This window comes from Streptomyces chisholmiae (assembly GCF_031845445.1).
Classification (GTDB): Bacteria; Actinomycetota; Actinomycetes; order Streptomycetales; family Streptomycetaceae; genus Streptomyces; species Streptomyces chisholmiae.
On record NZ_JAVREO010000003.1, the window covers coordinates 247,946 to 259,717 of the forward strand.

Consider the following 11,772-nt stretch of genomic DNA (forward strand, 5'->3'; position numbering starts at 1 on the left):
TGGTTGTCAGCCAGCTGTGGTGTCGAAGGAGGTGCCTCACCCGGCTCTCTGGCCTACGCCGCGTTACCTGCCCTGTCATTCGAAAACCCGGGAGTACCGAGCAGTGGACCACACCGTGCAGCCGGGCAGGCTGATCGGCGGGCGGTACGAGCTCATCGAACCGATCGGCGGAGGCGGGTTCGGGCGAGTCTGGAAGGCACGTGATCAGCGGCTCCAGACGAACGTGGCCGTCAAGGAGCTGTCCCTGCCGTCTTCCGCCTCGCCCTCCGAGCGGGAGGAACGGCTCAAGCGGTCGGAGCGGGAAGTCCTCAACGCCGCCCGGCTGCGCGACCATCCCAACATCGTGAGCGTGCACGATGTCGTCATCGAGGACGACATCCCGTGGATCGCCATGCGGCTGGTGGTGGGCCACTCCCTGGCCGAACGCCTGCGTGTGTCGGGCCCGCTGACGGCGCGTGAGGCCACGGACGTGGCCCGGGCCATGTTGCGGGGGCTCGACGCCGCGCACCAGGCGGGCATCGTGCACCGCGACATCAAACCCGCCAACGTCATGCTGGCTGACAGCGGCGAGATCCTGCTCACCGACTTCGGTATCGCGACCCACGAGTCGGACACCCCGCTCACTCTCAGGGGCGGCCTCGTCGGCTCCGCTCCCTACATGGCGCCGGAACGCGTTCACGGTGAGAGGGGGCACGCGCCGAGCGACCTCTTCTCGCTCGGGGTGCTGCTGTACGAGGCTCTGGAGGGCACCTCGCCCTTCAACCGCGGCTCCCAACCCGCCTCGCTGCACGCCGTCGCCTACGACGAGCCGCCGGTGCCGGTGCGGGCGGGCCCACTGCGCCCGCTCATCGCGCGGTTGCTCGCCAAGGCGCCCGGCGCCCGTCCCACGATCGGCGAGGCACTCGCCCTGCTGGATCAGCCGCCGGCCGTCCTCCCGCCACCGCACCCAACCATCACGCCGCCCCCCGTGATCACCACCCCGGCGGTGCCGCGACCGTCCGCGAGCTTGCCCACGGCGACGGCCCTGACCCCACCGGCGAGGGCGCGGACCCGCTCCGGGACGTCGGCCGGGCCGCCCGGTGACGCGCCGGGCGCTGGCGGTCACCGGGCGCCGGCCCCCGACCGGGGGCCGGCGAAGAAGTGGGTGGGCTGGAGCGCCCTCACCCTCGCCCTCGCCCTCGCCCTCGCCCTCGCCCTCGGCTCGTGCGTGGTCGTGCTGGTCGTGGTCAACCAGGGGAAGTCGGGGACGGGCGAGGGCACGTTCAGCGCCACGGAGCCGGTCACGATTGCCGACCTGACCTCCGTGGAGTCGAGGATCGAGGTCGCCGGGGTCGGCGGGCAGGCGCCGGAGTCGCTGGGCGTCACCGTGGACATCAGCCACCCCTGGGCGTCTGATCTGCGGATGGAGCTGGTCGCTCCGGATGGCACGGCCTTCGAGTTGAGGCCCGATGACGTGCCCTACGCCTATGTGGTGGATGCCTCGGAGGCGGTGGCCGACGGTGACTGGACGCTACGGATCGAGGACACCGCCGCGAGCGACGAGGGCGCGCTCAACACCTGGTCGCTGGACTTCGGACCCGATCAGCCGATCGAGCCGGGGCCGCTGGAACGTGGCTCGTTCGACGGTCCCGGCTCGCTCGCGATCGAGGATCTCTCCGTGGTGAGTTCGGAGATCGAGGTCGAGGGACTGGGTGGGGACGCGTCCGAGTCGCTGGGCGTCACCGTGGACATCAGCCACCCCTGGGCGTCTGACCTGCGGATGGAGCTGGTCGCTCCGGATGACACGGCCTTCGAGTTGGAGCCCGATGACGAGCCCCGGGTGTACACGGTTGATGCCTCGGACGTGGTGGCCGACGGTACCTGGACCCTGCGGATCGAGGACACCGCCGCGGGCGACGAGGGCACGCTCAACTCCTGGAGTCTGGACTTCTGAACGCCCGCCGCCCGCTCCGGTCACCTCGCCGCTGGCGCCGGTCGCGCGCGGCTGGGCTCGGCGGCACCGGGAGGGTCCGCCGTCGATGTCGGGGCAACGGCGGCGTATAGCCTACGGACATGCTCCGTCACGTCCTGGCCACCCGCTATGTCACCCCCCTGCGCGAGGGCGGATCGCTGCCCGGCATCGTCGAGGCGGATGACCTGGGTACCTACGTTATGAAGTTCACCGGCGCCGGGCAGGGGCCCAAGTCGTTGGTGGCCGAGGTGATCTGCGGCGGGCTGGCCCGCCGGCTCGGGCTGCGGGTGCCGGAGCTGGTCCGGATGGAGCTGGACCCGGTGATCGGGCTGGCCGAGCCGGACCAGGAGGTGCAGGAGCTGCTCAAGGTCAGCGCCGGGCTCAACCTCGGCATGGACTTCCTGCCCGGCTCCATCGGCTTCGACCCGTTGGCCTACCGGGTGGACCCGGACGAGGCCGGCCGGGTGGTGTGGTTCGACGCCCTGGTCAACAACGTGGACCGGTCCTGGCGCAACCCCAACCTCCTCGTCTGGCACGGCGAGTTGTGGCTGATCGACCACGGCGCCGCGCTGATCTGGCACCACAACTGGCCGGCCGCCGCCGCCTCGGCGGCCCGGAGCTTCCCCGCCGCCGACCACGCGCTGGCCCCGTTCGGGCCCGACCTGGCCGGCGCCGCCGCCGCGTTGACACCGCTGGTCACGGCCGAGCTGCTGGACGAGACGCTGGCCGAGGTGCCCGACGCCTGGCTCGCCCCCGAGCCGGGGCTGGCGACCCCGGACGCGCTGCGCGCCGCCTACCGGGACGTGCTGCTGGCGCGCGCCGCCACCGTCGGGGACCGGATCTCGCTGGGCGAGCGCACCGCGCCGCGCGGCTCCGGCGCCCCCGGCTGGCTCACCGGCCGGCCCGACACCGGCCCGCCGGCGACCGGCGAGCCCACCAGCGGCCAGCCCACGACCGGCCAGCCCACGACCGGCAGCTCCGACCAGGCACGGGAGGCGACCCGATGACCGCACCGCAGGAACGGATCGCACCGCGGGAACGGATCGCACCGCGGGAACGGGCCGCGTCGCCGGAACGGGCCGCGTCACGCGCGGTCTTCGAGTACGCGCTGCTGCGGGTGGTGCCCCGGGTGGAGCGCGGGGAGGCGATCAACGCCGGCGTGCTGCTCTACTCCCGGCCGCTCTCCTTCCTGGCCGCCGGCACCCACCTGGACACCGACCGGCTGCTGGCCCTGGACCCGGGGGCGGACGTGGCCGGCGTGCGCGCCGCGCTGCACGCCGTGGAGCGGGTGTGCGCCGGCGGGCCGCAGGCTGGCCCGGCGGCCGGTGACGAGGCCGGGCGCCGGTTCCGCTGGCTGATCGCGCCGCGCAGCACGGTGGTCCAACCCGGGCCGGTGCACAGCGGGTTGACCGCCGACCCGGACGCCGAGCTGGAGCGCCTGCTGACCCTCCTGGTGCGCTGAGCGCCCCGGCCCGGCACCGCGGCTGTCCGGGGGGTGGGGTTCCGTTCTGTCGGTGGCGGATGGTAGTTACGTGTCAGTAGCATCGCTCGGCGGGCCCGGCCCGGCGGGCGTCACTCGACGGCGAGGAGGCCCATCCATGACCACCACGGAACAGCCGGAGCAGCGCGTCGCCTTGGTGACCGGCGCGGCCCGGGGCATCGGGGCCGCCACCGCCGTGCGGCTGGCCGCCGACGGGCACCGGGTCGCCGTGCTCGACCTGACGGAGGAGTCGGGCCGGGAGACGGTGTCCGCGATCGAGGCGGCCGGCGGCAGCGCCCTGGCGGTCGGCTGCGACGTCTCCGACGCGGACGCGGTGCGGGCCGCGGTGAGCCAGGTGGCGGAGCGGCTCGGCCCCCCGGTGGTGCTGGTCAACAACGCGGGCGTGCTGCGGGACAACCTGCTCTTCAAGATGACCGAGGCGGACTGGGACACGGTGCTGGGCGTGCACCTGCGGGGCGCCTTCCTGATGTCCCGGGCCTGCCAGGAACACATGGTCGCGGCCGGCTTCGGCCGGATCGTCAACCTCTCGTCCAGCTCCGCCCTGGGCAACCGCGGGCAGGCCAACTACGCCGCGGCCAAGGCCGGTCTGCAGGGCTTCACCAAGACGCTCGCCATCGAGCTGGGCAAGTTCGGCGTCACGGCCAACGCGGTGGCCCCCGGCTTCGTGGCCACCGACATGACGGCCGCCACGGCCGCCCGGGTCGGCGTCGGCTTCGAGGACTTCCAGCAGGCGGCGGCCGAGCGGATCCCGGTCCGCCGGGTCGGCCGGCCGGAGGACATCGCCCACGCGGTCTCCTTCTTCGCCAGCGAGGCCGCCGGCTTCGTCTCCGGCCAGGTGCTCTACGTCGCCGGGGGTCCCCTTGACTGACCCCACCGACGCTCCTGACCCGACCGAGCCGACCGCCGGCAGCCAGCCGCCACCGGGCGGGTCCGCCGTCGCCGTGGTCACCGGCGGCAGCCGCGGCATCGGCCTGGAGATCGCCCGCACCCTGGTGGCCCGCGGCGACCGGGTCTGTGTCACCGGCCGGGACGCCGAGCGGCTGGCCGCGGCCGTCGCCGAGCTGGGGCCGCACGCCATGGGGGTGGCCGGCAAGGCGCACGACCCGGAGCACCAGGCCGAGGTGGTGGAGCGGGTGCTGGCGGCCTGGGGCCGGCTGGACCACCTGGTGAACAACGCGGGGAGCAACCCGGCGTTCGGCCCGCTCACCGACGTCGAACCGGCCCTGCTGGCCAAGGTCTTCGAGATCAACGTGCTCTCCGCCTTCGGCTTCGCCCGCCGCGCCTGGTCGGCGTGGCAGCACCAGCACGGCGGCACGGTGGTCAACATCGCCTCCGTCGCCGGCCTGGGTGCCTCGCCGTTCCTCGGCGCCTACGGCGTCAGCAAGGCCGCCCTGGTCAACCTGACCGAGCAGTTGGCGCACGAGCTGGCCCCGCTGGTGCGGGTCAACGCGGTCGCCCCGGCCGTGGTCAAGACCCGGTTCGCCAGCGCGCTGTACGAGGGCAACGAGGAGCGGCTGGCCGCCGGTTACCCGCTGGGGCGGCTGGGCGTGCCGTCCGACGTGGCCGGCGTGGTCGCCTTCCTCAGCTCGCCGGCGGCCGCCTGGCTGACCGGCCAGACGCTGGTGGTGGACGGCGGGGTGGGCCTGACCGCGGGAACGGGCTGAAGTGTCAGTGCCGCCCGGTACGTTGTGAGACACACCGCGCCGTGCTGGCGGCGTGGTGTTCTCTCACCGCGTGACCTCGGAGGTTGAAGATCGTGAACGGCATGCTGCCCGACTCCTGGCAGAAGGTGCTGGGCGAGGAGCTGGATCAGCCCTACTTCAAGGAGCTGACCGAGTTCGTCGAGGAGGAGCGGGCCGCAGGACCCGTCTACCCGCCCCGCGAGGAGGTGTTCGCGGCGTTGGAGGCGACGCCGTTCGACGAGGTCAAGGTGCTGGTCCTCGGCCAGGACCCGTACCACGGCGAGGGCCAGGGCCACGGGCTGTGCTTCTCGGTGCGCCCCGGGGTGCGGGTGCCGCCCTCGCTGCGCAACATCTACAAGGAGCTGCACGCGGAGTTGGGCCTGCCCATCCCGGACAACGGCTATCTGCTGCCCTGGGCGCGGCAGGGCGTGCTGTTGATGAACGCGGTGCTGACGGTCCGCTCGGGCGAGCCCAACTCGCACAAGGGCAGGGGCTGGGAGCGGTTCACGGACGCGGTGATCCGGGCCGTCTCGGACCGCCCCGACCCGGTGGTCTTCGTGCTGTGGGGGGCCTACGCCAGGAAGAAGCTCAAGCTGATCGACACCGAGCGGCACGCGGTGGTGGAGGGCGCGCACCCGTCGCCGCTGTCCGCGAAGAAGTTCTTCGGCTCCCGCCCGTTCACTCAGATCAACGAGGCGGTCGCCCTGCACGGGCACGCCCCGATCGACTGGCGGGTCCCCGACCTGGGGCGCTGAGCCGGCCGGTTCGGTGCCGGGGAGCGGGGGTTCGAGGGTCGAGCTGGTCCGCGTATGCTGCCGGTCCGCGCGCCGTGGCGGCGCGCGGACCACCCCCACACCTACACCGAGGAGCAGTTCCGTGAAGGTCGGCGTGATCGGGCTCGGGGACATCGCGCACAAGGCGTATCTGCCGGTGCTCGGCGCGCGTCCCGGGATCAGCCTCCATCTGCACACCCGCACCCCGGCCACGCTGGAGCGGGCCGGCGCGGCGCTCCGGCTGCCGCCGGAGGCGCTGCACCGGGAGCTGTCCTCGCTGCTGGCCGTCGGGCTGGACGCGGCGTTCGTGCACACCCCGACGGCCACCCATCCGGAGATCGTCACCCGGCTGCTCACCGGCGGCATACCCACCTACGTCGACAAGCCGCTGGCGGACGAACTGTCCGAGGCGAAGCGGCTGGTGGAGCTGGCCGACACCCTCGGGGTGAGCCTGGCCGTCGGCTTCAACCGCCGCTTCGCCCCCGCCTACGCCCAGTGCCTGGAGGGGCCGCGGGACCTCGTGGTGTTGCAGAAGCACCGTCGGGGGCTGCCGGAGGATCCGCGGCGGATGGTCTTCGACGACTTCATCCACGTGGTGGACACGCTGCGTTTCCTGGCGCCCGCCCCGATCGACCAGGTCCACCTGAGCCACCGGACGAGCCAGGGCCGGCTGCACCACGTGGTGCTGCACCTGGCCGGGGAGGGCTTCTCCGCGATCGGCGCGATGAACCACCTCTCCGGCTCGGCCGAGGAGGTGCTGGAGGTCTCCGGGCAGGACACCAAGCGGGAGGTGCGCAACCTGGCCGAGGTCATCGACCACAAGGGCCAGCCCAGCGTGCGCCGGCGCGGGGACTGGGTGCCGGTGGCCCGGCAGCGCGGCATCGAGCAGGCGGTCGTCGCCTTCCTCGACGCGGTGCGCACCGGGCACACGCTGGACGCGCAGGACGCGTTGCGCACCCATGAGCTGTGCGAGCGGGTGGTGCGCGGCGTCCAGGGTCAGGACGGTTACTGACCGGCCGCCGGTTGTCCCGCGCGGCCGGTCGGTGGATGGCTCAGGCGGCCTCGCCGCTCACCCCGGTCGGCGGGGTCTCGAAGTCCTCGCCGGCGTGCGGCTCGACCACGCCGAGGAAGATCAGCGCCAGCAGCACCACGCCGACCCCGATCCGGTACCAGACGAACGGCATGAAGCTGCGGGTGGTGATCCACTTCATGAACCAGGCGATGATCGCGTAGCCGACCAGGAAGGCGACCGCCGTGGCCAGGATGGTGGGCCCCCACGAGACGTGGGTGTCCTCGCCGCCGATCTTGGTCAGCTCGTACCCGCCGGAGGCCAGCACGGCGGGGATGGCCAGCAGGAACGAGTAACGGGCCGCGGCCTCCCTCGAGTAGCCGAGGAAGAGGCCGCCGGTGATGGTGGCGCCGGACCGGGAGACACCCGGCACCAGCGCCATGGCCTGCGCGAAGCCGAACAGCAGGCCGTCCCTGGTGGTGAGTTGCGCCAGGTCCTTGCGCGGTCGGCGGGCGCGGTGCCGGCCGCCGACCAGGTCCCGGGCGGCCATCCGGTCGGCCAGGCCCAGGATGATGCCGAGCACGATCAGGTTGACGGCGATCAGCCGGAGATCACGGAACGGGCCGGCGATGGCGTCCTGGAAGGCCAGGCCCAGCACCCCGATCGGGATGGAGCCGATGATCACCAGCCAGCCCATCCGGGCGTCCGGGTCGGAGCGCATCGAGCGGTCGGTCAGCGAGCGGGACCAGGCGCGCACGATCCGGACGATGTCCTTGCGGAAGTAGATCAGCACCGCCAGCTCGGTGCCGATCTGGCAGACGGCGGTGAACGCGGCTCCCGGGTCCTCCCAGCCGCCGGCCACCGCGGCCAGTCGCAGGTGGGCGCTGGAGGAGATGGGCAGGAACTCCGTCAGCCCCTGGACCAGCCCGAGAACGATTGATTCGAACCACGACATGAACTGAGCGCGTATCCCTGGGAGAGGCCGAAGCGGAGCGGAAGAACGGGCGGGGGCCGAAGTGGTGGGTGGGCGTGTGTGGGGGAGCGAGGTCACTCTAGGCGAGCGCCCCAACAGGCGGTGAACTCCGGTTGTCCGATGTCTGGACTATCAGAAAACCGTTCGACGGCCGGCTCGGCATGCGCCACCATACGGGGCATGTTCCCGTTCGCCAGCAGCGCCGCGCCGTCCGCATTCGCGGACGCACTGCGGGCTGCCGGCGTGCCGGTGACCGTCGCGGACGGCGCTCGAAGCTGACCCTCCTCGGATCGTTCCGTGGGCCCCGGAGGGGGAGGGTCCAAGCACCGGAGGGGTCCACGTCCCGGCCGAGGGCGCGCCCGCGCCGGCCGGGGCCTTCCGCACCCAGCGAATGGGAAACCGCCATGCCCAAGCAGGCGTACACGCGTACCAAGCCCCACCTGAACATCGGCACCATGGGCCACGTCGACCACGGCAAGACCACCCTGACCGCGGCCATCACCAAGGTGCTCAGCGACCTCGGCACCGGCACCTTCGTGCCCTTCGACCGGATCGACCGGGCCCCCGAGGAGGCGGCCCGCGGCATCACCATCACCGTCAGCCACGTCGAGTACGAGACCGCGACCCGGCACTACGCCCACGTGGACATGCCGGGGCACGCCGACTACGTCAAGAACATGATCACCGGCGCCGCCCAGCTGGACGGCGCGATCCTGGTGGTCTCCGCGGTGGACGGCGTGATGCCGCAGACCGCCGAGCACGTGCTGCTGGCCCGGCAGGTCGGCGTCCGGCACATCGTGGTGGCGCTCAACAAGGCCGACGCCGGCGACCCGGAGCTGACCGACCTGGTCGAGCTGGAGGTCCGCGAGCTGCTCACCGCCCAGGGCTACCCGGGCGATGAGCTGCCGGTGGTCCGGGTCTCGGGCCTGGGCGCGCTGGGCGGCGAGCCGCGCTGGGTGGACGCGGTGCTGGAGCTGCTGGCCGCGGTGGACCGGCACGTCCCGGTGCCCGAGCGGTACCTGGACGCCCCGTTCCTGCTGCCGGTGGAGAACACCCTGACGATCACCGGCCGGGGCACCGTGGTGACCGGCGCCGTCGAGCGCGGCACGGTCCACGTCGGCGACCGGGTCGCGGTGCTCGGTGCCGAGCTGGAGACGGTGGTCACCGGCCTGGAGACCTTCGGCAAGCCGATGGCGGAGGGCCAGGCCGGGGACAACGTGGCGCTGCTGCTGCGCGGCGTGCCCCGCGACGCGGTCCGCCGCGGCCAGGTGGTCGCGGCGCCGGGCAGTGTCACCCCGGGGCGGCGCTTCGCCGCCGAGGTCTACCTGCTCCCGGCGGCCGAGGGCGGCCGGCGCACGCCGGTGGCCACCGGCTACCGGCCGCAGTTCTACCTGCGCACCGCCGACGTGGTGGGCGACATCGTGCTCCCGGACGGCGGGGTGGCGCTGCCCGGCGACCGGGTCGGCATGACCGTGACCCTGGGGCAGGCCGTCCCGCTGGAGGCCGGCCTCGGCTTCGCGATCCGGGAGGGCGGTCGGACCGTCGGCGCCGGCACGGTCACCGAGGTGCTGCCGGACTGAACGCCTCCGGCCCGGCCCGGACAGGTTTCGTCCGGGCCGGGCCGGAGCGGACCCGAACTGACCGGACCGGAGCGCGCGCCGGGAGGAGAATGTCCGGATGGACGAGCCGACCCCCGTGCTGCGCACCGTGGACCTGGGCACCGCCAGGCTGCTGCCGGACGTGGACCGGCCGGCGGCCTGGCTGCTGACCGTGGACGACGCCCCGCAGTCCTACCTGGACCTGTCCGACCCGACCCACCTGGAGTTCGAGTACCTCCGGCGGCTGGGCCACCTGGTCGACACGGTGGCCGCCCCCGGTGCCCCGCTGCGGGCGCTGCACCTGGGCGGCGGCGCGCTGACCCTGCCGCGCTACGTCGCGGCCACCCGGCCCGGCTCCCGGCAGCGGGTGGTGGAGGCCGACGGCCGGCTCGCCCAACTGGTCGACGAGCGGCTCCCGTTGCCGCCGGACAGCGGGATCACGGTGACCGTCGACGACGCCAGGGCCGCCGTCGAGGCCGCCCCGCCCGGCGCGGTCGACCTGCTGGTCGCCGACGTCTTCGGCGGCTCCCGGGTGCCGCCCCAGGTCACCACCCTGGGGTACGTCCGGGCGGCGGCCCGCGCGCTGCGCCCCGGCGGGGTCTACGCGGCCAACCTGGCCGACGCCCGCCCCTTCGGTTTCCTGCGGCCCCAACTGGCCGCGCTGGCCGCCCGCTTCGCGCACGTCTGCCTGCTCGCCGAGCCGGCCGTGCTGCGCGGCCGGCGGTTCGGCAACCTGGTGGTGGCCGCCTCGGACGCCGAGCTGCCGCTCGCCGCGCTGGCCCGCCGGGTCGCCGCCGACGCCTTTCCGGCCCGGCTGGTGGCCGGCCCCGAGCTGGCCGAACTGGCCGGCGACGCCACCCCGGTGGTGGCCGAGGCGGCGGCCCTGCCCTCCCCCCGGCCGCCGGAGGGCGCCTTCCAGGTCTGACCGCGGACACTCAGCGAGGGCCGGGAGGCGAGGCCAGGAAACGGGCCCTGCGGAGCGGCCCGGAGGAGGACCGGCACGGTCTGTCCGCACCGCCGGGCGTGCGTCAGCAGCCGTCCCAGAGCCAGGACTCACCCTCGCGCGACCAGGACTGGGCCGCCACGTCCAGCGAGGGCACGCCCACGCCGTAGGTCACCAGGGCCGAGTCGCCGTCGATCTCGTCCACGTTGAAGGTCTCCACCTCCAGCGCGCCGTAGACCTCCGCGCTCTGCTCGGCGAGCAGGCTGAAGCCCTCCGCCGACATGGCCGACTTGCATCGTTCCGAAAGCAACGCATAGCCGGTGTCGGCGTCCGGCGCGAACAGCGCGGTCGTGTAGTCGCGAACGGCCTGCTCCAGCGCCGCCGCGTCGTCGTCCGGGGCGTCCCCGGTCTCTTCCTCGGCCTCTTCCCCGGTGGCCTCAGAAGCGGATTCGTCGGCCCCAGTGGCGTTTTCCGCGTCGTTCTCCGTGCTCTCCGACGACTCGACGCCGCCGTCGGTGCCCTCGTTCGCTTCGTCGTTGTCGTCGCTGGAACAGCCGGCGACGACGAGGGTGGCGACGGCGGCCAGGCCGACAATTTTCAGTGTGCGAGTGCGAATCATGAGGCAGACGCTCTCATGATCGTTCGGTGAAGGTCAATTCATCGACAGGACACCTTGGATCGGGGGACCGCGGGCGTGGCCGTCGGGCGGCCGGAGCAGTGGCGCAGGTCACCTCCGGGCCTGTCACACGCGGGCGCGCCGCGGCGTCAGGAAGGTGTATCCACCGCAACGGCCAAGGAGTCACCGTGGAAGCACGTCTGAACATGTTCGGCAACGAGAACGCGGCCAAGCTGCTGAAGCACTTCACCGCGGCCGGCCGGGCCATCACCGAGTCGACGCTCTCCGACACCGTCCAGGAGCTGGTGAAGATCCGCGTCAGCCAGATCAACGGCTGCGCCTTCTGCCTCGACATCCACACCAAGGAGGCCGCGCACGCCGGCGAGACCGCGCTCCGCCTGAACCTGATCGCGGGCTGGCGGGAGGCCACGGTCTACACCGAGGCCGAGCGCGCCGCGCTGGAGCTGGCCGAGCAGGGCACCCGGATCGCCGACGGCGCCGGCGGCGTCCCTGACGACGCGTGGGCGAACGCGGCCAAGTACTTCGACGAGGGGGAACTCGCGGCCCTGGTCGCCCTGATCGCGCTGATGAACGCGTTCAACCGGCTCAACGTCGTGCTGCGCAACCCGGCCGGCGACTACCGGGTCGGCCAGTTCGCCTGAACCTGACCGTCGCGACCGACGCGAACGCCCCGGCCCTCGCAGGGGAGGGGCCGGGGCGTTCGAG

12 protein-coding genes are annotated in these 11,772 nt (G+C 73.3%); 10 read left to right on the forward strand and 2 right to left on the reverse strand.

The window, feature by feature from the left end; genetic code table 11:
• Positions 1–103 precede the first annotated feature (103 nt).
• From RM844_RS06165 to RM844_RS06195, 7 genes are all read left to right on the forward strand, one after another.
• Positions 104–1,933, forward strand: a complete 1,830-nt coding sequence (locus tag RM844_RS06165) for a protein kinase domain-containing protein (protein WP_311665663.1) — start codon at positions 104–106, stop codon at positions 1,931–1,933.
• Between the two features lie 119 nt (positions 1,934–2,052).
• A complete protein-coding gene (locus RM844_RS06170; RefSeq protein ID WP_311665665.1) occupies positions 2,053–2,958 on the forward strand; it encodes a HipA family kinase in 906 nt (301 codons plus the stop codon).
• A complete protein-coding gene (locus tag RM844_RS06175; protein WP_311665667.1) occupies positions 2,955–3,413 on the forward strand; it encodes a DUF3037 domain-containing protein in 459 nt (152 codons plus the stop codon). Before RM844_RS06170 ends, RM844_RS06175 begins: the two co-directional genes overlap by 4 nt.
• A 136-nt stretch (positions 3,414–3,549) precedes the next feature.
• Entirely contained in the window at positions 3,550–4,320 is a 771-nt protein-coding gene (gene fabG / locus RM844_RS06180) for a 3-oxoacyl-ACP reductase FabG (protein WP_311665669.1), read from the forward strand.
• A 73-nt stretch (positions 4,321–4,393) separates the two neighbouring features.
• Positions 4,394–5,116, forward strand: coding sequence for an SDR family oxidoreductase (locus RM844_RS06185; RefSeq protein WP_311666151.1), 723 nt, complete (start codon positions 4,394–4,396; stop codon positions 5,114–5,116).
• 101 nt (positions 5,117–5,217) lie between these two features.
• Positions 5,218–5,889 carry a uracil-DNA glycosylase gene (gene ung / locus RM844_RS06190; protein ID WP_311666152.1) on the forward strand — a complete coding sequence of 224 codons (672 nt, stop codon included), beginning with the start codon at positions 5,218–5,220 and terminating at the stop codon, positions 5,887–5,889.
• Positions 5,890–6,010: 121 nt separating this feature from the next.
• Positions 6,011–6,919, forward strand: a complete 909-nt coding sequence (locus RM844_RS06195; RefSeq protein WP_311665671.1) for a Gfo/Idh/MocA family protein — start codon at positions 6,011–6,013, stop codon at positions 6,917–6,919.
• Positions 6,920–6,959: 40 nt separating this feature from the next.
• On the opposite strand, the gene RM844_RS06200 is transcribed toward RM844_RS06195, so the two are convergent.
• Positions 6,960–7,871 carry an undecaprenyl-diphosphate phosphatase gene (locus tag RM844_RS06200; protein WP_311665673.1) on the reverse strand — a complete coding sequence of 304 codons (912 nt, stop codon included), beginning with the start codon at positions 7,869–7,871 and terminating at the stop codon, positions 6,960–6,962.
• A 422-nt stretch (positions 7,872–8,293) separates the two neighbouring features.
• Here RM844_RS06200 and tuf point away from each other — a divergent pair, with 422 nt between their 5' ends.
• Positions 8,294–9,469, forward strand: coding sequence for an elongation factor Tu (tuf, locus tag RM844_RS06205; RefSeq protein WP_311665675.1), 1,176 nt, complete (start codon positions 8,294–8,296; stop codon positions 9,467–9,469).
• A 97-nt stretch (positions 9,470–9,566) separates the two neighbouring features.
• Entirely contained in the window at positions 9,567–10,412 is an 846-nt protein-coding gene (locus tag RM844_RS06210; protein ID WP_311665677.1) for a spermidine synthase, read from the forward strand.
• Between the two features lie 103 nt (positions 10,413–10,515).
• Here the strand turns inward: RM844_RS06210 and RM844_RS06215 are convergent, their stop codons facing one another.
• Positions 10,516–11,049, reverse strand: a complete 534-nt coding sequence (locus RM844_RS06215) for a hypothetical protein (RefSeq protein ID WP_311665680.1) — start codon at positions 11,047–11,049, stop codon at positions 10,516–10,518.
• 185 nt (positions 11,050–11,234) lie between these two features.
• Here RM844_RS06215 and RM844_RS06220 point away from each other — a divergent pair, with 185 nt between their 5' ends.
• Positions 11,235–11,708 (forward strand): carboxymuconolactone decarboxylase family protein, encoded by a 474-nt coding sequence (locus tag RM844_RS06220; RefSeq protein ID WP_311665681.1) that lies wholly within the window; start codon positions 11,235–11,237, stop codon positions 11,706–11,708.
• Positions 11,709–11,772: the final 64 nt, after the last annotated feature.

What these genes read in the sequence shown, in the direction of transcription:
- RM844_RS06170 (WP_311665665.1), top strand. Translation starts at nt 2,053, where the DNA reads ATGCTCCGTCACGTCCTGGCCACCCGCTATGTCACCCCCCTGCGCGAG.
- RM844_RS06175 (WP_311665667.1), top strand. Translation starts at nt 2,955, where the DNA reads ATGACCGCACCGCAGGAACGGATCGCACCGCGGGAACGGATCGCACCG.
- fabG (WP_311665669.1), top strand. Translation starts at nt 3,550, where the DNA reads ATGACCACCACGGAACAGCCGGAGCAGCGCGTCGCCTTGGTGACCGGC.
- ung (WP_311666152.1), top strand. Translation starts at nt 5,218, where the DNA reads ATGCTGCCCGACTCCTGGCAGAAGGTGCTGGGCGAGGAGCTGGATCAG.
- RM844_RS06200 (WP_311665673.1), bottom strand. Translation starts at nt 7,871, where the DNA reads ATGTCGTGGTTCGAATCAATCGTTCTCGGGCTGGTCCAGGGGCTGACG.
- tuf (WP_311665675.1), top strand. Translation starts at nt 8,294, where the DNA reads ATGCCCAAGCAGGCGTACACGCGTACCAAGCCCCACCTGAACATCGGC.
- RM844_RS06210 (WP_311665677.1), top strand. Translation starts at nt 9,567, where the DNA reads ATGGACGAGCCGACCCCCGTGCTGCGCACCGTGGACCTGGGCACCGCC.
- RM844_RS06215 (WP_311665680.1), bottom strand. Translation starts at nt 11,049, where the DNA reads ATGATTCGCACTCGCACACTGAAAATTGTCGGCCTGGCCGCCGTCGCC.